This window comes from Streptomyces sp. NBC_01450, from assembly GCF_036227505.1.
Classification (GTDB): Bacteria; Actinomycetota; Actinomycetes; order Streptomycetales; family Streptomycetaceae; genus Streptomyces.
Map to the genome: position 1 here is coordinate 1,063,755 of NZ_CP109480.1, position 25,071 is coordinate 1,088,825.

10 protein-coding genes are annotated in these 25,071 nt (G+C 70.7%); 6 read left to right on the forward strand and 4 right to left on the reverse strand.

All coding sequences use genetic code 11. From position 1 onward, the window contains the following. Positions 1 to 6: 6 nt before the first annotated feature. Both OG568_RS04885 and OG568_RS04890 read right to left on the reverse strand, forming a co-directional pair. On the reverse strand, positions 7 to 9,174 hold the full coding sequence (locus OG568_RS04885; RefSeq protein WP_329530444.1) for a non-ribosomal peptide synthetase: 9,168 nt from the start codon (positions 9,172 to 9,174) through the stop codon (positions 7 to 9). Further along, positions 9,171 to 13,163 carry a non-ribosomal peptide synthetase gene (locus tag OG568_RS04890; RefSeq protein WP_329530445.1) on the reverse strand — a complete coding sequence of 1,331 codons (3,993 nt, stop codon included), beginning with the start codon at positions 13,161 to 13,163 and terminating at the stop codon, positions 9,171 to 9,173. Before OG568_RS04890 ends, OG568_RS04885 begins: the two co-directional genes overlap by 4 nt. Positions 13,164 to 14,122: 959 nt before the next feature. On the opposite strand from OG568_RS04890, the gene OG568_RS04895 reads away from it, so the two are divergent. After that, entirely contained in the window at positions 14,123 to 17,143 is a 3,021-nt protein-coding gene (locus tag OG568_RS04895; RefSeq protein ID WP_329530446.1) for a non-ribosomal peptide synthetase, read from the forward strand. A gap of 61 nt (positions 17,144 to 17,204) precedes the next feature. On the opposite strand, the gene OG568_RS04900 is transcribed toward OG568_RS04895, so the two are convergent. Beyond that, positions 17,205 to 17,417 (reverse strand): MbtH family protein, encoded by a 213-nt coding sequence (locus tag OG568_RS04900; protein WP_329530447.1) that lies wholly within the window; start codon positions 17,415 to 17,417, stop codon positions 17,205 to 17,207. A gap of 644 nt (positions 17,418 to 18,061) precedes the next feature. On the opposite strand from OG568_RS04900, the gene OG568_RS04905 reads away from it, so the two are divergent. The 4 genes from OG568_RS04905 (at position 18,062) to OG568_RS04920 (ending at position 24,058) form a co-directional block, all read left to right on the forward strand. Beyond that, a complete protein-coding gene (locus OG568_RS04905) occupies positions 18,062 to 18,673 on the forward strand; it encodes an FMN-dependent NADH-azoreductase (protein WP_329530448.1) in 612 nt (203 codons plus the stop codon). Between the two features lie 462 nt (positions 18,674 to 19,135). Beyond that, the gene (locus tag OG568_RS04910) at positions 19,136 to 21,889 is read left to right on the forward strand and encodes a helix-turn-helix transcriptional regulator (protein WP_329530449.1); all 2,754 of its coding nucleotides are present in this window, start codon (positions 19,136 to 19,138) and stop codon (positions 21,887 to 21,889) included. A 217-nt stretch (positions 21,890 to 22,106) separates the two neighbouring features. After that, positions 22,107 to 22,934, forward strand: coding sequence for an alpha/beta hydrolase (locus tag OG568_RS04915; RefSeq protein ID WP_329530450.1), 828 nt, complete (start codon positions 22,107 to 22,109; stop codon positions 22,932 to 22,934). 110 nt (positions 22,935 to 23,044) lie between these two features. Next, positions 23,045 to 24,058, forward strand: coding sequence for an alpha/beta fold hydrolase (locus OG568_RS04920; RefSeq protein ID WP_329530451.1), 1,014 nt, complete (start codon positions 23,045 to 23,047; stop codon positions 24,056 to 24,058). Between the two features lie 242 nt (positions 24,059 to 24,300). On the opposite strand, the gene OG568_RS04925 is transcribed toward OG568_RS04920, so the two are convergent. After that, positions 24,301 to 24,657 (reverse strand): hypothetical protein, encoded by a 357-nt coding sequence (locus OG568_RS04925; protein WP_329530452.1) that lies wholly within the window; start codon positions 24,655 to 24,657, stop codon positions 24,301 to 24,303. On the opposite strand from OG568_RS04925, the gene OG568_RS04930 reads away from it, so the two are divergent. Next, positions 24,647 to 25,000 carry a hypothetical protein gene (locus OG568_RS04930; RefSeq protein WP_329530453.1) on the forward strand — a complete coding sequence of 118 codons (354 nt, stop codon included), beginning with the start codon at positions 24,647 to 24,649 and terminating at the stop codon, positions 24,998 to 25,000. The genes OG568_RS04925 and OG568_RS04930 overlap by 11 nt on opposite strands. Positions 25,001 to 25,071 lie beyond the last annotated feature (71 nt).

The window sequence follows — 25,071 nt, forward strand, 5'->3', positions numbered from 1 at the left end:
GGCGCGTCAGCGGGTTTCGGGGACGGGTGGTGAGGCCGCGTTGACGGCGTCGGCCACCGCCTGGACGTGCGGCGAGCGGACGATGTCGTAGTGGGTGGTGTCCAGGACCTGGCAGACCACCGGCTTGCGCAGGTGCTCCTGCCACAGCCGCTGCTGCTCTTCGGTGGAGCCCAGCGCGGGCAGCCCGGCGACGTGGCGGCTCGCCAGCCACAGTCGGCTGGGTGTGTCGGCCAGGCGGGGCGGGTCGTACTGCGCCATGGCGGCGAGGTTGGCCCGGCAGCAGTGCGCGAGCCGCTCCGCGTAGTCCTTCGCCTGTCGGCCCGCGGCCGCTTGCGCGCCGCCCTGCCCCAGCTCATGGGCGAAGACGGCCTGGAGCTGGGTCTCGTCGTAGTTCTGGAAGCGCGGACCGGAACCAGGTGGTGGCGGGTCGATCAGGAAGAGTCCGCTCTCCGGGCGACCGACCGTCTCCCCCTCGGCGGCCATGGCCAGGGCGACCCAGGCTCCGAAGGACCAGCCGGCCAGTTGTCGGCGCCACTCGCCGTGCGGGAAGTGCTCCTCCAACGCGGCGCGGTAACGCCGGGCCCGTTCCGCTATCGGCCGGTCTCCCGACGCGGGGTGTCGCAGTGCGGGGTCGGCGATCAGGCACACGGTGAGCCGCGGGTCGAGCGACGACACCAGCGTGCGGTAGGCCTGGATGTCACCGCCGACCGGATGGATCAGGCACAGCAGGTCGCGTCCGGTGCCCTCCTGCCACACCTCCACGGTCACCTGGTCCCCCGTGGTCATGGCGGGGGATGCCGGTTCACCCACCCGCGCGAGCACCTCCGCCAGGCTCACCCGGTGGCTGAGCTGGGAGAGTTCGAGGTCGATGCCGAAACTCCGTTTCACCTCGCTGATCAGGTCGAGCAGGGTGAGCGAGTCTGCGCCCAGGTCGTAGAGCGAGGCGTTCGGGTCCAGCTCCTCGAGCCCGAGCCAGCGGCACAGGTACTCGGTGAGCTCCTGGGCCGCCGAGGCCGCCTCGTCGGCGGGGGCCACGGGCTGTGCCGGTTCTTCGGACGGCGCCGCGTAGAAGTGTCGGGCCTGCTCCAGCGGGGTCGTGGACACCAACAGCTGCGGCAGCTGCAGACGCAGGGCCCGCTCGAACAGCCGCGCGCCCTCCGCCGCCCCGAGGCCGACCGCCAGGTGGGCCTGGTGGCGGGCGTCCGACTGCAGGGCCCGCCGGGCCATGCCGACCTCGTGCCAGATGTCCCAGTCGATGCCCAGCCGCAGCGTGGTCTCGGCCGGGTCGGCCTGGTGGCGGGCGAACCCGTCCAGCAGGCCGTTGCCGGCTGCGTAGTCGAGCTGTCCGACACCGCCGAAGAGGGCCGACATCGACGAGCAGTACGCGGCGAGGGCCGGCCGATAGCGCCTGATCAGCGACTCGACCAGCAGGGCGCCGTGCAGCTTCGCCGCGGTGGCCTGTCGCATCGCTTCGGCGTCGCGCCGGACGATCAGGCCGCCGGCCGCCACGCCTGCGGCGTGGACCACGCCGTCGAGCCGGTCGGTGTTCCGCTCGATCAGGGCCAGCACCGCCTGCGGTGTCTGCTCGGCCAGGTCGGCCTCGATCACCTGGACGCGGTCGGCCCACCGTTCCAGACCGGCCGGCAGGGACGGCCGCCGGGCCAGCAGGAGCACCCGGGAGTCGGTGTGCTCCAAGAGCCAGGCCGCGATGCTGCCGCCTATGCCGCCGGTGCCACCGAGGATCAGGTGCACGCCCTGTCGGGCGGTGAGGACGGAGGGCGCCTGCCGGGCGGGCGGCGCCACCGGCAGCAGGGTCGGCTGCCACCAGTAGCCCTGCCGCAGTGCCAGCCGCCGGGGCAGGCACGCGGGGGCGTCCGTCTGGGCCAGCGCCGACGTCAGCAGCGGTGCCCAGTCGGCCAGTTCGGCTCCGGGCAGATCCAGCCAATGGCCCTCGACGGCGGATTCCTGCGGTACCACCTCACAGGCTCCGGCCAGCAGGCCCAGTTCCGGCCGCTCCACGGCGCCTTCCACGGGCTGGGCCCGGTGCGAGAGCCACCAGACACGCGTTCGTGCCGCTTCCGGTCGGCCGGCCAGTGCCTGGATCAGCGCGGCAGGGGTGTCGAGGCAGGCCCAGCGGGCGCGGGCCAGTGTCTCCTCGCCCACCGTCCCGTCGACCGCCAGCGGCAGTGCGTGCATCCAGTCGATGCCTGCCCGGCCCGCGTCGCCGGATGTCCCGGCCAGCGCGTCGAACAGCAGCCTGAGCGAGTCCGCGTCGGCCGGGTCGACCTGGTAGGCGTCGTCCGCCAGTCGTGCGAAGGTATCGGCCGCGCTGACCCGTACCACCCGGGCGTGAGTCGCCCGCAGGAGCCGCATCGCCCCTTCCGCCAGCGGCTCGGCGGTCATCACCACCAGCAGGCCGCGGGTGGGCGATCCGCTGCCGGCGGGGACGGCACGGCGCAGCCGTACCCAGTGCGGCTGGTGCAGCCACTCGGCTTCGGGCAGCGGCTGGGGATGCCCGTCGAGGGCCGGAGAGGCCGGCTCGGCCGCCTGGGCGGCGCGCTGGAAGTCGTAGTCGGCGAGCTGGAAGGCCGGCGGCGGGAAGTCCCACGGCGCCTGCGCCGGTCCGGCCGGCCAGTGGATCGAGCGGCCCGCCAGCCAGGCGTCGGCCAGTTCCTCGGCCGTACGGCCCTCGGCGGGGCAGGTCGACTCGTCCGGTGCCACCTCGACGCCGGCCGCCGTCCGCAGCCAGGCCACCGCGGCGGCGGCGTCCGGGCAGACCGCCGCCATCCGCCAGCGGCGCGGCGGGCGGCCGGCCTGCAGATGCCGCAGCACCTGGCCGTAGGCCTCGGGCCGGCCCTGAAGGTAGTCGGCGATGCGGGAGGCGTCGCTGTGCAGGGCCTCGGCGCTGCTGCCGGACAGGACCAGGCAGGGCACGGTGGTGGAAGGTTGCGCCGGGCCGTCGGTCTTCTCCAGCAGCAGATGGGCGTTGGTGCCGCCGATGCCGAAGCTGCTCACGGCCGCCACGCGTGGCCGGTCCGCGGGCCACGGCCGGGCCTCGGTCGGGATGTAGAACGGCGCCAAGGCGCCGATCTGCGGGTTGACACGGTTGAAGTCGACGTTCGGCGGGATCACCCCGTGGTGGACCGCCAGGGCGGCCCGCACCAGCCCGACCACCCCGGCGGCGGCGCCCAGGTGGCCGATCTGGCTCTTCACCGACGTCAGCGCGCAGTGGTCGGAGCCGTCCAGGTCCAGGGCCTGGCGCAGTGCGTTGACCTCGACCGGGTCGCCGAGCTGGGTGCCGGTGCCGTGCGCTTCGACATAGCCCACGTCGGCTGCGGCGCGCCCGCTGCGCCGCAGCGCGGCGCGGATCACCTCGCGCTGACCCGCAAGCGAGGGCGCGCTGTAACTGAGCTTGTCCGCGCCGTCGTTGTTGAGGGCCGAGCCGGTGACCACGGCGTAGACGGTGTCGCCGTCGCGCCGGGCGAGCCGCAGCGGTTTCAGCACCACCACGCCGACGCCACTGGCGCCGACGGTGCCGCTGGCGTCGTCGCTGAACGGCCGGCAGTGCCCGTCCTTGGAGAAGATGTGCTGCGGCCGGTAGCGGTAGCCGTCGGTCAGCAGGGGGTCGACCAGCACTCCGCCCGCCAGCATGACCTCGGCGTCGCCCTGGCGCAGCAGGCCGGCGGCGAGGTGGACGGCCACCAGAGAACTGGCGCAGGCGGCCTGCACGGTGAAGGCCGGTCCGGTCAGGCCCAGTTGGTAGGCGGCCTTGGTGGCGAGGAAGTCCTTGTCGTGGTGCAGCGCCATCTGGAAGCCGTCGGGCAGCTGTGCCGGATCGGCCTCGCGGAGCATGGACTGGAAGTAGGTGTTCTCGCCGCAGGCGGCGATCAGTCCCACCCGTTGCCGGAGCGGGTCGGAGATACCGGCGTGTGCCAGCGCCTGGACGCAGCTCATCAGCAGGTGGCGCTGCTGAGGGTCCATCAACCGGGCTTCCTGTCGCCTGATGCCGAAGTGCTCGGGGTCGAAGGCCAGCAGACCGGCCATCTGACTGCGGGCACCGACCAGACCGTCGGCGGCGTCGAAGTGCACCATGCCGCGTCCGCCGGTCTCCACCATGTGCCAGAAAGACGCCAGGTCACTGGCCCCGGGCAGCCGTACCGCCATGCCGATGACGGCGATCGGCTCATCGGCCGTGCTGCCCGGAGTCGTGACCGGGGTCTCGTCCGTGGGCTGCCCCGCCACGATCGGCCGTCCTTCCAGGAAGCGGGCCAGCCGGCTGATGGTGACGTGCTCGAACAGATCGGGAATGGTCAGCGGCAGGTCGTGTTCGGTGGTGCAGCGCAGATGGAAACGCATCAGGTCGAGGCTGGAGGCGCCGGCGTCGAAGAAGCGTTGGCCAGGCCCGACCGGTTTGCCGATCACGGTCTCGAACAGCTCCGTCAGCCGCGCCTCCAGAGGGGACAGACGGGGCGCGGCTGCTCTCTGCGGGCGCAGTTCCTCACCCGGTACGGTCAGCGCCCCGCGGCGGTCCAGCTTGCCACTGGGGGTGCGGGGCAGTACCTCGAGTCGGCGGAAGCGGTGGATCCGTACGTAGGACGGCAGCAGCGGCGCCAGGTGGCCCGCCAGCTCCTCCGGAGTGGGGCACTCGCCGCGGCACTGCACACACGCCGCCAACTGGTTGCCGTCGCGTACGACGACCGCATTGACGATCTGCGGATGTTGCAGCAGTGCGGCCTCGACCTGGCCGAGCTCAAGCCGGTGACCGCTCAGTTTGATCTGCTGGTCGTCCCGGCCCAGATAGTGCAGCAGGCCTTCACGGTCGAAGCGGGCCCGGTCGCCGGTGCGGTAGAAGAGCCCGCGGCCGGGCAGTTCGACGAAGCGGGTCCGGTTGAGCTCGGCGTCGCCCAGGTAGCAGGGCGAGGCGACCGGCCCGCCGATCAGCAGCCGGCCGGGGCAGCCCGGTGGTACGGGCTGGTCGGCCTCGTCGACCACGAGCAGCCGGGCGTTGGCCACGGGCCGCCCGATCGCCGGCCGGGTCGGCCACAGCGCGGGGTCGCCGTCCAGGCACAGGCTGCTGACGACATGCGTCTCGGTCGGGCCGTAGTGGTTGAACAGTCGTGCGCCGGGCATCCCGGCGAACCATCGGCGGATGGCGTCGGTGCACAGCAACTGCTCGCCGGCGGTGATCACCTCACGCAGCCGCGAGGGGTAGCGGCCGAGGTGGACGGCGTGCTCCGCCAGGAGTTGCAGTGCGACGTAGGGCATGAAGATGCGTTCCACGCCGGCTGATTCGAGCTGCTCCAGCAGTGCCGGCGCGTCCTGCCGCCAGCCGGGCCGGACCACGTGCAGGCAGCCGCCACCGCACAGCGTGCCGAAGACCTCCTGGAAGGAGACGTCGAAGGACAGCATGGAGAACTGCTGGGTGACGGCGGGCGCGGCCAGACCACCGGATTCGCTCTGCCACTGCAGCAGGTTGCACAGGGTGCTGTCGGGCACCTGCACGCCCTTGGGAATGCCGGTGGAACCCGAGGTGAACAGGGTGTACAGCGGCCGTCGGCCGGTGTGGGGCGGCAGCGGGGGCGCGACCGCGGTCGAGAGGCGGACCGGGTGACGCGGAAGGCCTTCCGGGGCGATCGCGTCGAGTGCGGACTCGCCGCCCGGTGGTACCAGGACGCACAACGGCTCGGCCTGGTCCAGGATCTGGCGCAGCAGGGCCGGCGGATAGCCGGGGTCGAGCGGCACGATGGTGATGTTGAGCCGCGCCAGCGCGAGCAGCGCCACCACGTGCTCGACCGAGGGTTCGAGGTGGAGCGCGATGCTGCGGGGGTGATCGTCGTCCGGCGGCAGCGGCCAGCGCTCGAGGAGTTCCGCGGCCAGCGCCGCGGCGTGGGCGTCGAGTTCGGCGTAGCTGAGGGTGCGCTCGCCGGCCACCAGCGCCGGTGCGGTGGGGGTCAGGCGGACCTGACGCGCGAAGCCTTCGGCCACCGTGGTCCAGGCCGGCTGCGCCGAAGGTCCGCGCCCTGGGTCGGGAAGGCCGCGGCGGTAGGGGGCCACCAGGTGGGACACCGTGGCGTCCTGGTCCTCGGCCAGCCGGTCGAGGCCCTGCCGGAACAGTTCGGCCATCGCCTGTGCGTCGGCGGCGTCGAAGTGGTCGTCGGAGTATTCCCACAGGCAGTCGAAGCCCGCCTCGTGCTCGACCACGGACAGCGTGAGCGCGCATTTGGCCTCGTCGGGCGTGAGCCATTCGGGGCGGGTGTCGCAGCCCGGCAATGCCAGCGTGGAGAAGTCGGTGTTCTCCAGGACGAACAGGAAGTCGAAGGGCGGGCCTTCCTGGCGGGATTCCCGGGCGGCCAGTACGTCCGCCAAGGCCACGTCCTGCCGGTCCAGCACGGTCTGTGCGAGGGCACCGTGGCGCAGCAACTGTGCGCGGAGCGCCTCGCGGGGCGCCACGTCCAGGGGCAGCAGCACGGTGTTGGCGAACATGCCGACACTTGCCTCGAACTCCTGCACCGGCCGGTTGGCGACCGGGCTCGCGATCCGCAGCCGCGAGTGGCCGGTCACGCCGTACAGGCTCCAGGCGAAGACGCCCAGCAGCAGTTGGAAGCGGGTGAGACCCAGCTCGGAGCAGAGCCGGTCGAGCAGAGCACGGCGCACCGGGTCGAGCGTCGTGTGTAGAAGCCGGCCTTCGGCTCGGGCCGCTGAGCGGATCGGTTCCAGCGACGCCGTCTCCTCTTCCTCCTCCGTCTCGGCGTAGTGGGCCTGAAGTTCGGCCTGCTGCGTGCGGTAAGTCGGGCGGGCGAACCAGTCGGCCTGCCAGAGGGAGAAGTCGAGCGGCGTGGGGACCGCCGGGTGTTCGCCTTCCTCGCCGCGCAACGCGGCCTCGTACTCCTCGGACAGCTCCCGGAAGAGCACGTTGAGCGACCAGCCGTCGACCGCGATGTGGTGCAGACTCAGCAGTAGTACGCCGCCGTCGCCCTGGGGCAGCCAGCCGGCCCGCAGCAGCCGCGGGTCGGCCAGGTCGAAGGGCATGGCGAAGAAGCGGCGGGCGTGGTCGTGCCAGTCGTGGTCGTCGTGAACTAGGTCCGCGGGTGGCCGCGTCCACGGGTCGTACGGCTCGGCCACCACCTGGCGCAGTTCCTCAGCCGTGGGCTCGAAGGCGGTTCTCAGCGCCGGGTGGCGTACGACCAGGCGCCGCAGCGAACGCCGCAGCGCGTCGCTGTCGACGGTGCCGCGCACGCGGAAGGGTAGTGCCACGTTGTAGGCGCAGGACTGCGGGTCCTGCTGCTGGAGCAGCCACAGCCGCTGCTGCTCGGAGGTGGCCGGTGCCGCGCGGGCGCCCGCCGGGGTGGGCGGTGCCGGGTAGGGTGAGGCGTCCGCGGCCCGGCCGGCCTCGATGGCGGCGGCCAGTTCCGCGAAGTCCGCCTGCAGGACCAGCCTCTGGGGCAGGTCGCGGTCCCAGCGCCGTCGCACCTCGAAGCGCAGGCGCAGGGCCTTGAGCGAGTCACCGCCGCATGCGATCCAGCGGTCGGTCGGCCGCAGCCCCGTCACGCCCAGCACCTCGCCCGCCAGCTGAAGCACCTCACGCTGCCACTCCGTGGCTTCGGTGGGCGGGCCGACGGCCTCGGCGCGCCGCCAGGGCTGGTGGTCGCCCCGCAGCAGAGCGGCCTGGTCGACCTTGCCGTTGGCGTTGAGCGGCAGCTCATCGACCAGGTGCACGTGGTGGGGCCGCATGTACGGCGGCAGGCCGGCCGACAGGTGACGGTCGAAGTCCTCGAAGGACAGGTCGTCTCCGAGCACCAGGTAGGCCAGCAGTTCGTTGACCCCCTGCGTCTCGTCGCGACGGGTGCAGACGTAGGCGTGCCGGACCGCGGGATGGGCCAGGATCTGCCGTTCCAGCTCACCGGGCTCGATCCGGAAGCCGCGGACCTTGACCTGGCGGTCGGCGCGCCCCACGTACTCGACGAGGCCGTCGGCACCGCATCGCACCAGGTCGCCCGTGCGGTAGTGCAGGTCCCGGCCGCCGTCATGCCAGGGGAGCCGGACGAAGCGGCGCGCGGTCTCGTCCGGCAGGTTGCGGTACCCGGCCGCCAACGCCTCGCCCGAGAGGCACAGTTCGGCCGTCTCTCCGGGCGCGGCCGGTCTGGTGCCGTTGACGACCAGCAGCGCCGCGGTACCCGGCAGCGTCCGCCCGATCGGTACGACGTCCCCGTCGAAGTCACGCGGGATGGGATGACACAGGGCGAAGGTGGTGGTCTCGGTGGGGCCGTACACGTTGTGGAGCCGGGTGGAGCTGACAGCGTTGTCGCGGTACCAGCGGCGGATCAGCGGGGCGTTGAGCTGCTCACCGCCGACCAGTACCTGGCCGACGCCGGCGAAGCAGTCCGGGACTCTGTCGACCACCGCGTTGAAGAGCGCCACCGTCATGAAGAGCGTGTCGATGCGCCGGTGCTGCAGTTCGGCCGCGAGCAGCTCGGGCGTCTGCACGACCTCGTCACCGAAGATCACACAGCAGCCGCCGGTGAGCAGTGGTACCCACACCTCGAAGGTCAGGGCGTCGAACGCGGGGTTGGACAGGCAGGCGTAGCGCGCGCCCTCGGACAGCTCGATGTAGCCGGGCCGCGCCAGGCGCAGGACGCCGGTGTCCCGCACCTCGACGCCCTTGGGCCGGCCAGTGGTGCCCGAGGTGTAGAAGATGAAGGAGACCGGTGCGGCGGTAGGGGCCGGCGTGGCAGCGTCGTCGGAGGCCGGAACGGCTTCGAGCAGTGCGGCCACCGCCAGCGGCTCGACGCCGTCGGGTAGACCGTCGGGGATCGTCCCGCCGTGGATCAGGGCCACGCCGGCCGAGTCGGTGAGGATGTGGCCGCGGCGCTCGGGCGGGCTCTGTGCGTCGAGCGGTACCACTACCGCGCCCAGACGCAGGATGCCGAGCATGGCGCAGACCAGTTGCCAGGATCGGGGCAGGCAGACCACCACCGCCTGGCCGGGCCGCACGCCATGGCGGCGCAGGGCGTCGGCGACGGCGGCGCTGGCTGCGTCGAGTGCGGTGTAGTCGAGGTGCCGTTCGCCGTCGACGACTGCCGGGGCGGTCGGGGTGCGGCGGGCCTGGGCGAGCACGCTCTCGGCCAGTCCGGGGGCCTGTGACTGGACCGACGTGGTCGATACGGGTTCCATCATGCCTCCTGCGCCAGAACTGGCTCGGCTTGCCGGCCCTCGGGCGGCAGCGGACGGGATGCCGGCCTGCGGACCAGCTCGGATCCGAGCAGCGCGGCCACACGCAGCACCTCGGCGGATTCCAGGATTTCCCAGTGGTCGCAGGCGAGTTGCTCCACCAGGAGGCCGGCGTCGGCACGACGGCGCCAGAAGTCGCCGGCCTCTTGCACCGAGGCGGCGTCGAGCCCCTCGGTGGCCTGCAGCAGGACCAGCCGGGCCGACGTGGACGGCGCCACATAGTCGCGCGCGGTCAGCCGGTTGTGGTTGTAGACGCGGAAGTACCGGTCGATCTGGTCGTCGTCGATACCGGGGTACATGCCGTTGAACTTGACCAGCTTCTCGCGGAACTCGGCGATCTCCACCGGTTCGATCTCGGCGCGTCGGTCGGCCTCGTCGCTGCTGTGGGTGTCGAGAAGGACCACGCTCAACTCGGTGTGCCCGGACAGGGCCAGGCGGCGTCCCATCTCGTGGGCGACCAGGCCGCCGAAAGACAGGCCGGTGAGCACCAGCGGCCCGTCGAGCAGTGGTTCGATGAGCCCCAGGTAGTGGTCGGCCATGGCCTCGACCGAGGGCAGGAACTCTTCCCCGGGATTCAGCCCGGGAGACTGGATGCCGTAGACGCCGCAGTCCTCCGGCAGCGCCTTGGCCAGCGAGAGATAGCAGAAGGCCGTGCCGCCGCCCGGGTGGATACAGACCACGCTACGGCGGCCGTCGCCCTTGCGGAACTCGATCAGGCTGCCGGGGGGCTGGGCCGAGGCTCCCTGCCGTAGCCGTCCGCCCAGCGCTTCGATGGTCGGGTGCAGCATGATGTCGCGGATCGGCAGCGCCTCGCCGAACGATTCCCGGATGGCGTGGGCCAGTTTGATGGCGGAGATCGATGTGCCGCCGATGTCGAAGAAGTTGTCGTCGATTCCGATGTCCGCGTGGAGCAGCAGCCGCTTCCATATCTGATAGAGCGTCAGCTCAATGTGGTCGCGCGGGCTGGCGGTGTTGACCTGGGCCGGGTCGGCTGTCCGCGCCCGCTCCAGCAGCGACGCGCGGTCGAGTTTGCCGTTGGCGGTCTGCGGCAGCCGCGGCAGCTCGACGAAGAGCGACGGAATCATGTAGCCCGGCAGCCGCCGCGCGAGTGCGGCGCGCCATTCGCCGGCCGTCCACGGCGCGACGTCGCCCCGTCCGACCCCGGCCACCAGGCACGTCTGACCGGCCTCGTCGCGGTCGGCCAGTACCGCGGCTTCGAGGACGCCAGGCTGGTCGAGCAACGCCGCCTCAACCTCGCCGAGTTCGATCCGGAAGCCACGCACCTTCACCTGGTGGTCGGTCCGTCCGACGAACTCCAGCTGCCCGTCGGCACGCCACCGCGCCAGATCGCCGGTGCGGTACATACGTGTACCGGGCAGGCCGTACGGGTCGGCGACGAACCGCTCTGCCGTCAGTCCGGGGCGGCCGAGATAGCCGCGGGCCACGCCCGCCCCGGCGACGTACAGTTCACCGGACACGCCCGGCGGAACGGGCCGCAGGCGTGCGTCGAGCACATAGACCCGGGTGTTGGCCACGGGCGTGCCGATGGGCGGAGTGACGGTCCCGGACAGCGGGCCGCTCATCGTGGCACAGACGGTGGTCTCGGTGGGACCGTACGCGTTGATCATGCGCCGGTCCCGTGACCACTGCCCGACGAGGGCCGGCGGGCACGCCTCACCCGCCACGACCAGGGTCGTTCCGTCCGGCAGGGCGTCCCCCGGCAGCACCGCCAACGCCGCCGGCGGCAGCGTGACATGGGTGACCGAGTGGCGGCGCAGCACCGTGGCCAGGCCCTCGCCAGGCAGCAGTTCGTCCGCCGGGGCCATCACAAGCCGCGCCCCGGACAGCAACGCCATGCACACCTCCCAGGTGGCGGCGTCGAAACTCGGCGAGGCGAACTGCAGCACCCCGCTGTCCGGGGTGACGTCCAGGCGCTCGGTCTGACTGGCCGAGAGGCTCGCGATGCCCGCGTGAGTGACGACCACGCCCTTGGGCCGGCCGGTCGACCCCGAGGTGTAGATGACGTAGGCGGGCGATTCCGGCCGGAGCGGGGCGCCGCGCTCGGTATCGGTCAGGTCGGTCGCGACCGGGTCTGCGGCGTCAAGGCCGGACGTGTCCGTCGGGTGGTCCGTGTCGGTCGCCGTCGCAGGGTCGACCGCGCCGACGACCGCGCTCTGGATATCGTCCAGGACGAGCAGGCCGTTCGTGACGGGCAGGGTGTGCGCGGTGGCCGCGTCGGTGAGGACGCAGACGGGCCGGGCGTCATCGAGCATGTAGGCGATCCGCTCGGGCGGATAGTCCGGATCGACCGGCAGATAGGCGCCGCCGGCCTTCATCACGGCCAGAACCGCCACCAGCCACTGCACCGAACGGGGCAGGGCCACAGCCACCACCCGCTCGGGCCCCACTCCCGAACCCACCAGATGGCGGGCCAGCCGGTTGGCCCGTGCGTTGAGCTCCGCGTAGGACAGCGAGAGCGCACCGAATTCCACCGCCACCGCCTGCGGAGACCTGCGCACCCGCTCCTCGAACAACTCCGGGAAGCAGGCGGCGGGGACGTCACGCGCGGAGTCGTTCCACCCGTCCAGTATCTCCACGCGCTCCTGCTCGGACAGCAGCTCCAGCGCGTCCACCGGATGGTCCGCCGCGGCGGCCATCAGGGTCAGCACCTGCCGCAGCTGCCGGCAGTGACGCTCGACCGTCTGGGTGTCGAACAACGCGCCGGCGTAGTCCAGCGTCCCGACGATACGGTCGCCCTCCTCCCCCAACGACAACGCCAGGTCGAACTTGGCCGCGGTGTACGGCGGGTTCAGCGGCGCCACCTCGATGTCCGGCAGAGCCAGCTCGCCACCCTCGGTGTTCTGCCAGGCGAACATCACCTGGAACAACGGTGTGTGGGTCAGGCTGCGGGCCGGATTGACCGCTTCCACCACCTGCTCGAACGGCAGGTCCTGATGTGCCAGCGCCGACAACGTCACACCGCGCACCCGTTTCACCAGCTCGTCCACCGTCGGCGCGCCGGCGAGGTCGATCCTCAACGCCAGGGTGTTGACGAAGAAGCCGATCTGCCCTTCGAGCTCGGCACGGCGGCGATTGGCCGTCGGTGTGCCGATCACCACATCGGTCTGACCCGACCAGCGGGACAGGACCAGCGCCCACCCGCTCAGCAGGGTCATGAACAGGGTGCTGCGGCTGCGTCGGCTCAACAGCTTCAGCGCGGCGGTCAGCTCCGCGTCGAATTCGAGTCGGAGCTGCCCTCCCCCGTAGTCCTGCTCGGCCGGACGCGGCCGGTCGGTCGGCAGGTCGAGCAGGATCGGTGCGTCCGCCAGGGCATCGCTCCAGTAGGCGGTCTGACGGGCCGCCTCGCCCTCCGACAGCCACTGGCGTTGCCAGGCCGCGTAGTCGCCGTACTGGATCGGCAGGGGCGGCAACGGATCGGCCGTCTCCTGGCTGAACGCCGTGTACAGCTCACCGAGTTCGCGGGTCAGCACACCGGTCGACCAGCCGTCCGAAATGATGTGGTGGGCGGTCAGCAGCAGCACGTGCCAGTCCGGCGCCATCACCACCAGACGGCCGCGGACCAACGGGCCCCGAGCCAGGTCGAACGGCGCGGCGGCCTCCTCCTCCTGCAGGTCGACGCACTGGGCCTCCGCGTCGGGCCGGCCGGACAGGTCGTGGACGCGCAGAGGGAATCCCCGGTCGGGCGGGTCGATCTGCTGGAATGCCTCACCGGCCACGGCGACCAGACGCGTACGCAGTACCTCATGGCGGGCCACCAGCCTGTCGAGCGCACGCGTCAGCGCACCGCGGTCGAGCGGCCCCCGCAACTCGAACGCCATCGGCATGTGATACGCCTCGCTGGCGCCCTGCATCTGCGCCAGGAACCAGAGTCGCTGCTGCGAGAACGACGACACCAGTGGCTCCGACCGGCTCACCGCCGGGATGGTCGTGGCGATGGTCTGTTTCAAAGGGGCATCCGGACGGGCGGAGGTCAAAACGCGGAACGTCTGGTTCGCGGGCAAGGCTGGTCTTCCCCCTCGGCGGGACGCCTGTGGTGAGGTTGATCGTTTGGGAGGCCGACAGAGCGGCGGAGTCGGTCCGAAGGCAGGACGACAGTCTCGGGTGCCGGATTCACGCGTCGAGAAGTACTGTCCGGGGGCTGGGGCCATACGGTCGCGGCGGCCGCAGGAAGTGGATGCTCCAGGTGCCGTGCGGACCGGGCAGTTCTCGACGTGGTGTCACACGCTGCTTCCCACAGCGGCGAGGCGCGGCCCGGTGGCGAAGCGCCGCCGGTCGCCGGGGTGGTGCTGGGCACGGAATGCCCCCTCGACGCGGGCTCCCCACATCGGCTGCCCCAGCGCGGCACCCGGGAGGGCAGAGGCGCGTGAAACGGCCGGAACGCCAAAGGGGGCGCCCGACGTGTGCTGCGCGGATTCGCGGTGATCACGAGGGTACGGTCGTACCGTCGACCGGTGGCGGCATGCCCACCGTGTTGGGGTGGCCATGGTGCTGACCGCCTCCTCAGTTGTGATCGGACCCACAGATCCCTGAACGCGAACCCCTCGGGTTACGACGTTCCGGACTGCTTGACCGCGATCATTGGCCGACCGTCGATATTCAGGCAATCGTTCAGCGAACGAAGGTGCCCAAAAGTACAGAGGCCTTGGGACTTCCAGGCAGGAGGTGCGGTGACCGGAGAGTGCGGTCCTTCATCGGACGCTGGTGACCGAAGGGGTTGTCGCGGTCGGCACAGCCCAGGGGCGAAGCGGAAGATTGCACGATGCGGCGGTGATCAGGCAGATTGAGCTCTCCGTCGGCTCGGGGTCGCACCCAGCCGCAGTCCCCGGGAACGCTTCCCACCGGGACCTCCCACGATGGTGACAGGATCTTTTCGATGCCCGATGCTCCTGCCCGCCCGCATGTCTCGATCCAGAGTCGACCGGATCCGCGCCCCGCCTCCGCCGCGCAGAGCGCTGTCTGGTTCAACGAGTTGCTGGAGGACTGCGGTGCCGCGCACCACCTGCCGTTCGCCGTGCACTTCCACGGCGACGTGGACGTTGCGGCACTGGACCGCGCGTGCGACGCCGTACTGAGCAGGCACCAGGGCCTCAGCGGAGCCTTCGAGGACCGGGCCGGAGCGCCCTTTCTGGTCCCCGCCTCGGCCCGCCCCCGGCTGATGGTCGAGGACGAGAGTTCGCAAGCCACACAAAGGCATCTTCTCGCCCCGTTCGATCCGGCCCGGGGGCCGCTGGGCCGCCTGGTGCTGCAGAGGATCGGACCACGCGAGCACCGTCTACTGGTCGTCTTCCACCAACTGGTCTTCGACAGGCGGTCCGTGGAGTTGTTCGTGGCCCATCTGGCGGCCTTCTACCGCGCGGAGGTCGAAGATCGGAAACCTGAACTGCCCGCACTCTCGATGGTGGAACAGGCAGACGGCGAGGAGGAGCGGATCGCCGCCGCGTTGCCTCTGGCGCAGCGGTACTGGACGGAGAACCCGTTCGACGACGAGTTGGTGCTTCCCGGTCTCGACCGGACCGCGTGGGGAGCGCGGCCCGGCGAGTCGATTGAGTTCCGGGTACCCGCGGAACTGCGGAAGCAACTGACCGACGTGGCGGACCGGATCAGCGTGTCCCCGTACGAATTGCTTGTCGCGTCCGTGCACGCCGTACTGTTCCGCTATGGCAACGCCGCACCGGTCACCGCGCTCGACATCGACACGCGTACCCCGGACCAGCACGAACGTATCGGTGCCCACGTCAACGAACTGCCCTTCTCCTCCTCCCCTCATGGCGACATGCCGTTCTCGGACTTCGTCCGCCTGATCAGGTCCGGGCTGCGAGAGCTCCACCGGGTCCGCGACGTCCCCCTGGGACGTATCAACGCAGGCGTGAAACCGGGCCTGGCACTCGTGCCGGTCCATCTGACCTATCACCGAGGGGCCACCGCCCCGCACTTTCCCGGGGCCGAGGCCACGGTGGACCGGCGCTCGCTGGAACGCACCGTCCGCCACACCCTGCACATCGCCCTGCTCGACGGCCCTGACGGGCTCGACGCGGTACTCCAGTACTCGCCGGAGTCGGTCACACGACGCAACATCCAGAGCATGCGCCGGCACTGGCTGTCCGTACTCACCCACATCGCGAGCGCGCCCGGGACCGCGCTGGCCGAACTTCCCCTGCTGGGCCGGGAAGAGAGCGACAGCCTGCTCGTCGACGGGAGTGGCACGGCCGTCGACCTTCCCCGACAGACCGTCCCGCAGCTGTTCGCGGAACAGGCCGCTCGCACTCCTGACGCCGTCGCCGTCATCCACGCGGACCGGCAGCTCACATACGCGCAGCTGGACGCCGCCGCGGAGCGGCTCGCGGGCCGGTTGCGCGGCAGGGGCATCGGTTCGGGAGCGCTCGTCGCGGTGCGGGCGAGCCGAACGGAGCGGCTCCTGGTCGGCCTGCTCGGAGTCCTGAAGGCGGGTGCGGCGTACGTTCCGCTCGACCCGGAGTACCCGGCGGAACGGCTCGACTTCATCACCGGCGACTCCTGCGCCGTACTGGAGTTGGGAGACGCCGAGCTCTCAGCCGTCACCGAGGACACCGGCGAGCCGGACGAGACGGCCACCGCGTCACCGGCGGCCGTGCCGAGCGACCTGGCCTATGTGATCTACACCTCCGGTTCGACCGGCCGTCCCAAGGGCGTACAGATCGAGCACGGTTCGCTCGTCAACCTGCTGCTGGCCATGCGCGACCTGCTCGACGCCCGGCCGGGCCACCGCTGGTTGGCGTCGGCATCGGCGGCGTTCGACATGTCCGTGCCGGAGCTCTACCTCGCCCTGGTGACCGGCGGCACGATCGTCATGGCGAGCGAGACCCAGACGCGTGAGGGAGCGGCGCTGCGCGAGCTGATCGCCCGGCATGAGGTCACCCACATGCAGGCGACCCCGACCGGCTGGTCGATGCTCTTGGACGCCGACTTCAACGCGCCTGGGATCACCGCGATCACCGGGGGCGAGGCACTCACTCTGACGCTCGCTCAGCGGCTGCGCCCGAAAGTCGACAGACTCGTCAACCTCTACGGGCCGACCGAGACGACGGTCTGGTCGATGGCGGACGAGATCGGTCCCGAAGCCGACCAGGTGACCATCGGCCACCCGCTGGCGAACACCCGGGTGTACGTGCTCGACGAGCGCCTGACGCCCGTACCGCGTGGCATTCCCGGCGGCCTCTACATCGCGGGGGCCGGTCTCGCCCGCGGCTACCTCCGCAGGCCCGAGCTGGACCAGGAGCGGTTCCTGCCCGATCCGTTCGGGGCGCCGGGCAGCCGTATGTACCGTACCGGCGACCAGGTGCGCCGTCGCGACGACGGACGTCTGGAGTTCCTCGGCAGGGTCGACGACCAGATCAAGCTCAGGGGCTACCGGATCGAACTCGGCGAGATCGAGTCCCGGCTCCTCGCGGTGCCCGGGGTGAACCAGGCAGCCGCCGCGGTACGAGACGGCAGGCTGGCCGGCTACTTCGTCGGCGGTGTGGACGCGGGCGACCTACGGCGCGCACTGGCGGCGTCGTTGCCGGCGTACATGGTGCCCGAGGCGTTCGTCGCCCTCGACGCCCTGCCTGCCACACCGAACGGCAAACTCGACCGATCGGCGCTGCCGTCCCCGCCGGAGGCGGTCGCCCTACCCTCGGCAGACAGCGGGAATGCCCTGGCGACGGTACGGCAGATCTGGTGCGAGGTGCTGCGGATCCCCGAACTGGGCGACACCGAGGACCTCTTCGACCTCGGCGGCCACTCGATCACAATGACCCAGATCTCGGCCAGGATCCTGGACCGGCTGGGAGTCGAGGTCCCGCTGCACGCCTACTTCGACGCCCCGACCGTCGAGGGCATGGCCGCGGTGGTCGCCGACCTGCACCCGCAGATATGACCGTCACTGCCGAGGCCCGCCCGTACCGCGGTACGGGCCTCGGCAGGGCACAGGCGCCGTCTCAGCCTGCGAACTCCGCTTGGGCCACGCTCTTGGGACGCATGTCGGTCCAGTGCTCCTCTATGTAGTCGAGGCACACCTGGCGAGGCGCCGCTGGGAGGGTCACGGACCACCCCGCGGGAACGGCGCCATCGACCGGCCACAGCGAGTACTGCAACTCGTCGTTGACCAGGACGAGATACTGGGCATCGGACTTCTCGAACGGGTTACTCATCGCTGTTCTCCGAGCTCGGGGGTCACAGGTCACGGACGGAGCCGTCCGCTTCAACTGCCGGACCGCGACACGGCCTATGTCGGCGGCGAGACAGGGTAACCGACCGGCGCGGCGGGTGGTGGAGGCGGCGCGGGTGCCGGTGCGCAGAAACCGACTCAGCCTGCCACGCAGTGGTGGACCGCACCGTTCGGCCCTCCAAGCCGGCGGCACCGATCGACGAGATCCACCCGATGCCCTTCCCCGATTTGAGCGGACCCTTGCTGCTCTTCACGGAGAGTAGCGGGGCCCCGACGCGTTCCCGGGCGCTGAGGAGGCCCGACAGTGCCGTCCGGGCGTCCCGCCCCGGCCGGGGTGGGCATCGCGGGGAGGGCGCCCGACGCGAGGGCCGGCAAGGCTCCAGGCCGTCCCGGTTACGCAGCACTGAAGGCAAGTGGTTGATCGTTGAACTTTATCGGGTAGAGTGAAGAAATCGAGGCGGGACCAATGCCGCCCCGCTCCTAGGCCACCCGGATGTCGCCGTCGGCCGGATCACGGCACGCGAAGTTCACTCTGGGTGACTCATCACACCTTCATGCCCTTGCGACCGCTCCATGTCCACATCCCGGTTATGGAGCGGTCAATCCTGAACTCCTGGGAAGAGAACCATGCCTCACCTGCTCCACATCGACTCCAGCTCCCGCTCCGCCGACTCCGTCAGCCGGCGGATCAGTGCCCGGTATGTCGACGCCTGGCGTCAGCAGAACCCCGAGGGCACCGTGACCTACCGGGACGTGACCGTGAACACGCCGAACTTCGTCTCGGCGGACTGGGTCACCGGCGTCTTCGCCCCGGCCGAGTACCACACCCCGCAGACCAGGGCCGCGGTCGACGCGTCCTCCGTGCTCATCAGCGAGGTGGAGGCCGCCGACGTGCTGGTGCTGGGTGTGCCGATGTACAACTTCAACGTTCCCGCGACCTTCAAGGCGTGGATCGACCAGATCGCCATGGCGGGCCGCACCTTCGCCTACGACGAGAACGGCCCCCGCGGCCTCCTCGGCGGCAAGAAGGTCGTCATCGCCCGCGCCTCCGGCAGCGACTTCAGCAACCCCGCGTTCGCCCCTATGGACTTCCATGCCCCCTACCTGCGCGGCATCCTCGGCTTCCTCGGCATCACCGACGTCGAGTTCATCTCCGTCAACGGACAGACCCCCGAGCAGATCGAGGCCGGACTCACCGAGGCCGACCAGGCCATCGCCGCGTCCCTCAAGGCTCTCTGACGACGCCGAGGAGAAACAAGGAATACGGACCGTCCGGCGCGACGGCCGAGAACACGCTGCTCCCGCAGCGCGCTCCCCTCGGCCGCCGTGCCGTCCGGCCTTTCCAGTACCGCGACAGGCGACGTGTGCCGGCGACAGGGCGAGCGTCGCCTGTCGCGGTACCGGCGACCGGTCAGGCGACAGACCGCGCGATGGGACGGTTCCGAACCGCCCGTCCGCAGGGTGGCCAAGAGCACAGGTGAGGGCGTCCAGCCGAAGGCCGCGGAACGTCGTACTCGGATCCTTCGCCACGCCTCGGACGTACGGAAGTGCTCGTTCTGATGGCCAGGCGTCCATAAATTCCGCCGGACCCGTTAGTGATCGACTGCTTCCGGGAAGTATCGGCGCTCTTCCGCTTGTGTCTCATGCCGTCAGCGCGCCTGGCCCTCGTGACACCGGCAGTGGCATGAAGACGAGGAGTTCATGAGACACGAAGGCGCAGTCATAGGCCGCGAGCGGGAGCAATCCGCGCTGGCCGAGTTCGTGGACGCGCGGGACGGCCGGGCACTGGTGCTCCGGGGCGAGGCCGGCATGGGCAAGAGCGTGCTCCTGGACCAGCTGGCCCGGTATGCCACGCAGCGCGAACACCATGTGGTGCGAGCCATCGGGGTCGAGACCGAGTCGGAGTTGCCGTTCGCCGGTCTGCACCAGGTCCTGCACCCGCTGCTGCCCCGGGCCGGCGAGCTGAACGACGATCACCGCGCGCTCATCGAGACGGTGTTCGGCCGGCAGTCGGGCACGGTGCCGTCGGTGATGACGCTGGGTGTCGCGGTGCTGGATCTGCTGGCACTGATCGCCTCCAAGACGCCGCTGCTCATCATGATCGACGACGGGCACTGGTTCGACGCGCCGAGCGCCCAGGTGCTCTCCTTCATCAGCCGCCGCCTGTCCGGGGACGTGGTCCGGATCGTGATCGGACTGCGCGAGGAGATGGAGTCGCCGTTCGACGACGTGGGACTCCCGGAGATGGAGCTGACCGCGCTGTCGGAGCAGGCGGCCGGCGAGCTGCTGGACGCCGGCTTCCCGGGGCTGAGCACAGAGGTCCGCCGTGCCGTACTGGACACCGCGGGCGGCAACCCGCTGGCCTTGGTGGAACTTCCACGCAGCGCGTCCGGTATCGATGGCGACGCCACCTACCGCGGCGTGCCGAACGCGCAGCCCCTTCCGCTCTCCCGTCGCCTGGAGCGCATGTACCGCAGCCGGGTCGAGGACCTTCCCTCCAGCGAGCGCGGGGAACTGCTGCGGGGCGCCCTCGACGGCATCGAGACGGCGTCGGCACCCCGCCGGGTCACAGCGGCCCGGTATCGCATGGAGAACGTCGAACGCGCACTCGCCCAAGGCCTGGTGACCATCGACGCCGAGACCTACGAGTTCGCCTTCCGTCACCCGCTGGTGCGCTCCGCGCTGGTGCAGATGGCGACGCCCAACGAACGCCGGGCAGCACACCTGGCCCTCGCCGAACTGCACCAGTCCGACATCGAGCGCCGGGCCCGCCACCTCTCCGCGGCCACGGTCGACCCGGACGAGGCGGTCGCGACCGAACTGGAGGAAGCGGCCGCTTCGGCGACCCTGCGCGGTGGTGCGGCTACGGCCGTCACCTGGCTGACCCGCGCGGCGGAGTTGAGCCAGCACTCCGAGGAGCGGGCCAGACGGCTGGCCGAAGCCGCCTTCACCGCGAGTCAGGCCGGGCTGCTGGACCGGGCGCAGCGGCTGAGTGACGAGTTCGTCCGCAACTCGCAGAGCTCCCAGGCGCCGGCGGCGGCGATCACCTCCGCCTACGTGATGCTCTACCGCACCGGCGATGTGCGCTCCGCACACCGCATGGCCGGCGCGGCGCTCGACGCGCTGCCCGCCGATGTCTCCCCGGAGACGGTGTCCAGGCTGGTCAACGTCCTCCTCTCGGCGAGCATGTTCGCCGCCGATCCGGCGCTGTGGCGGCGGACGGAAGAAGCCATCGACACCTTCGCCGAGCATCTGGACCCGCTGACCGTGGTGCACCGCGACTCCTGGGGAGACGTCGCCCGGCGCGGCACCGGGCTGGCCAAGCGCATCGAGGAGGCTTTCGCCCGGCCCACCGATCCAGAGCCGTGGGAGGTGATGCGGCTCGGTGTCTCGGCATACTTCGTCGACACGCTCGGCGACTTCCGTTCGTACCTGCACCGGGTGGTCGACCGCGAGGAGGACAGCGGGGCCTTCACCAACTACATGACGCTGCTCCAGCTGGTCATGCTGGACCAGATGTCCCTCGGGTCCTGGGACGCGGCGGAGGAGACCGGACGCCGTGGCCTGGAGCTCACCCAGACCCACGGGTACGAGTTGTTCGCCCACCAGTTCCGCGGGTTCCTGGGTCTGCTGGCCGCCTGGCGCGGGGACGGCGCGGGGGCCCGGGAGCTGCAGACGGCGACCGACGCCTGGGCCCGGCCGCGCGGTATCGGCAATTTGACCCAGTACGCGGAGGCCATCGGCACCGCCGCCGCGCTCAGCGAGGGTGACTACGAGTCCGCGTATGTCTACGCTTCGGGCATCACCGAACCGGGCAGCTTCACCCCGTACTCCGCACAGGCCCTGCGGACCCTGCTCGACCTGGTGGAGGCGGCCCTGCACACCGGCCGGACCGGGGAGGCACGCCGCCATGCGCTGGCCGCCCGGGATCTGGGACTGCCCGCCGTTTCTCCCCGTCTGTCCCTGCTCACCCAGGGTGCCCTGGCGATGACCGCGGAGGAGGACGAGGACGCGGGCACGCTGTTCGACGAGGCTGTCGGGCATACGGCCGCACCGGCCTTCCCCTTCGAACACGCCCGGATCGAACTGGCTCACGGCATGTGGTTGCGCCGCTCCCGGCAGACCCGCGCGGCACGGCAGACGCTGGCCCGCGCCGCAGCCACCTTCGAGCGGATCGGCGCCCGGACCTGGGCGGAGCGGGCCAGGGCGGAGATCGGCGCGACGGGCGCCGTGGGCCGGGTCTCGACCGAAGCCGCGCTCACTCTGACCGCCCAGGAGCGGCAGATCGCCGAGCTGGCGGCCAGTGGCATGAGCAACAAGGAGATCGGGACGCAGCTGTTCCTGTCCCCGCGCACGGTGGGGTCGCACCTGTACCGGATCTTCCCCAAGCTCGGGATCACCTCGCGTGCGGCACTGCGGGATGCCCTGCCCCAGGAGGAGACCGTCTCCGAGTGAGGGGGCCCGGCCCGCGTCCGGCAGCCGTGATGGTGCCGGACGCGGGTCGTACCATGTCGGGCGGGCAGTCATGGGGTGAGTCACGGGTGCAGTCACCGAGGGAGCATTGAGTTCCCGGCCGAGTAATTCGACTGATCCGAAGGGCACGACTGTCGGACGAATCTAGAGACATCGCTCAGCGCAACCGGCGCAGAGAGACCGCCTCAAGGAGCTTCCCATGTCCGACGACCGCACCCCCGTCGTCTTCATCCACGGTCTGTGGCTGCACGCCTCCTCCTGGAGGCCCTGGGAGGAGCTGTTCACCGCCCACGGCTACCGCACACTGGCCCCCGGCTGGCCCGGTGAGCCTGACACGGTGGAGGAGGCCCGGGAACACCCGGAGGCGGTGGCCGACCGCGGTATCGACGACGTCACCCGGCACTTCGCCGAGATCGTCTCCTCTCTCGACCAGCCTCCGGTGCTCATCGGTCACTCGTTCGGCGGGCTGATCGTCCAGAAACTGCTCGGCCAGGGCATCGGGCAGGCCGCCGTGGCCATCGACCCGGCACAGATCAAGGGCGTCAAGCCGCTGCCCTTCGCCCAGCTGCGGTCCGCCTTCCCCGTCCTGGACAACCCGGCCAACAAGCACCGCGCCGTCTCCCTGTCCCGGGCTCAGTTCCGCTACGGCTTCGGCAACGCCCTCGCCGCCGAGGAGTCGGACGCCCTCTACGACCGCTACACCATTCCTTCGCCGGGGCGGCCCCTCTTCGAGGCGGCGTTCGCCAACTTCAGCCGTCATTCCGCGGCCCACATCGACACCGCCAACAACGACCGCGGCCCGCTGCTCCTCGTCTCCGGCCAGGAGGACCACACCGTCCCCGACGTCGTGACCCGCGCCGCGTACAAGCTCTACGGCGACTCGACAGCGGTCACCGACCTCAAGCAGTTCGCCGACCGTGGCCACTCGCTGACCGTGGACGCCGGCTGGCCCACGATCGCGGAATTCGTCCTCGGCTGGCTCGCCTCGCAAAACATCTGCCCCAGCACCACGGCCACCCTCGCCTGACTGTTGCCGTCCCCTCCCCCACCCACCTTTCCCACCTTCGTCCATGCACAGCGGCGTCACGTCCGGGCCGAGTGCCGGCCCGGACCTCACTGAGGAACCAAGGTCACATCATGAAGAAGAAGGTCCTGCTTCCCGCTCTGGCGGCCACCGCCGTCGCCGCCGCCCTGGTCACCACGACGCTTCCCGCGTCGGCGGACGGCTCGACGGCCAAGCCGACCACGGCGTCGAGCAGCGCCGCTGGGCACACCGACCCGGGCGGCGAGAAGGTCCCGGCCGGATTCACCGAGCACCGGACCAAGGTCGGAGACGTCAACCTCGACTACATCGCCGGCGGCCACGGCAAGACCCTGGTCCTGCTGCACGGGTACCCGCAGACCTGGTACGAGTGGCGCAAGGTGCTGCCCGAACTGAGCAAGCACTACTACGTCATCGCCCCCGACCTGCGCGGCGCCGGCCGCAGTGACGCGCCCGCCACCGGCTACGACAAGAAGACCCTCGCCGACGACGTCCACGGGCTGCTGGTACGCCTGCACCGGGACAAGGACGTCCGCCTGGTCGGCCATGACATCGGCACCATGGTCGCCTACTCCTACGCCGCCGCCCACCGCGAGGACGTGACCAAGCTCGTGCTGAGCGAGGCCCCGATCCCCGACCAGAGCATCTTCAACTGGCCCGCGCTGACCCCGAACGGCCCCGGCCTGTGGAACTTCGGCTTCTTCAACGTCACCAACGGCCTGCCCGAGCAGACGGTCCGCGGCCGTGAGACCCAGTGGGTCGCCGGCTTCAGCGACATGCTGGAGCACGAGAAGAGCGGCATCAGCCGCAAGGACGCCTCGGTCTACGGCACCTATCTGAAGGATCCCGCCCACCTGAGCGCCAGCTTCAAGTGGTTCCGCACCATGAACCAGGACGTCGCCGACGACGCCGGCTACGCCAAGAACAAGCTCCCCATGCCGGTCCTCGCCGTAGGCGCCCAGTACAGCCTGGGTGACCTCGTCCCCGACCAGGTCCGCACGTACGCCACCAACGTCAGCAGCGCGGTGGTGCCGAACTCGGGCCACTGGATCTACGAGGAACAGCCCGCCGCGGCCACCAAGATCCTGCTCGACTTCCTGGGCAGGTGATCGGGCAGCCGACGTGGGCAGCCGGGCCGTGCGGGCCGGGCTGCCCACGGCCGCCTGGTTGCGGGGATCTTTCCCCTGCGCAGCGCCTCCCGGTCACGGGGGTCCTTGGTGAGGTCCCGCCGCGCGCAACTGCTCATACGTCGCTTGGGGGTTGGCGCTGAACTCTTTCGAGAGGGCACCAACCCTTGCGACCCGCCGTGAGACCGGACCGGCATACCGCCCCGCTCGGTGACGGACTCGCGTCACCGTGGCCGGCACGTACCGTATCCGGGCTCTCCTGGAACGTCGAAGCAGTTGAACGAGTTGTGGGTGCCGCCGACAGAGGGGGTTTTCACGGCCACGGCCCAACTGGACGGGGTGCCGCCGCAGCCGATGTGGAGGGAGTAGTGCTCCGAGGTGGGAAGGGTGTACCAGTAATCGGCGTTGGAGCCGTCACCGACGCCCTTCCAGGGAGACCAGCCCCGGCCCTTGGCGGCCTCGACCCAGACTCCCTTGACCGCCTTGCCGGAGGAGCACGATATCTGGCCGCTGACCTTGACCGGACCGCTCGGTGCGGGCTGCGACGTCTTCGGGGACGTGGACGCCTTCGTGTCTTCCACGTTCGGCGCCTTCGTCGTCGATCCCGTCGAGGTCCCCCTCGTCGACGAACCCGTCGACGCCTCCTTCGTCGACGAACCCGTCGGGTCCTGCCCGCCGAGTGAGCTCTCCGTGGACCCCGGCTTCCCGGTACGCGATGCCTTCGCGCCGGTTTTCAGAAGCCCGGACTCGGGGGTCGGCATCGGCGGCTCCACCTCCGTCAACTGGGTGACACCCTTCGGTTCGGGGGCCTCGATGCCTACCAGTTGTTTGTGGATGTGGCCCGGCCCGGAGGCGAAGAGCATCGCCCCGCCTGCGCACCCCGCCGCCACCGCGATGCTCGCCAGCACGACCCGTCGGTTGTAGCGGTCCAAGCGTCCCGTCCGACGCTGTATCAGGGGATTTTCCTCAAGGGCATCATTCATGGTCGATATCTC

Coding starts and splice junctions, on each gene's coding strand:
- OG568_RS04895 (WP_329530446.1), top strand. CDS start 14,123: ATGCCCGATGCTCCTGCCCGCCCGCATGTCTCGATCCAGAGTCGACCG.
- OG568_RS04915 (WP_329530450.1), top strand. CDS start 22,107: ATGTCCGACGACCGCACCCCCGTCGTCTTCATCCACGGTCTGTGGCTG.
- OG568_RS04920 (WP_329530451.1), top strand. CDS start 23,045: ATGAAGAAGAAGGTCCTGCTTCCCGCTCTGGCGGCCACCGCCGTCGCC.
- OG568_RS04900 (WP_329530447.1), bottom strand. CDS start 17,417: ATGAGTAACCCGTTCGAGAAGTCCGATGCCCAGTATCTCGTCCTGGTC.
- OG568_RS04885 (WP_329530444.1), bottom strand. CDS start 9,174: ATGATGGAACCCGTATCGACCACGTCGGTCCAGTCACAGGCCCCCGGA.
- OG568_RS04905 (WP_329530448.1), top strand. CDS start 18,062: ATGCCTCACCTGCTCCACATCGACTCCAGCTCCCGCTCCGCCGACTCC.
- OG568_RS04910 (WP_329530449.1), top strand. CDS start 19,136: ATGAGACACGAAGGCGCAGTCATAGGCCGCGAGCGGGAGCAATCCGCG.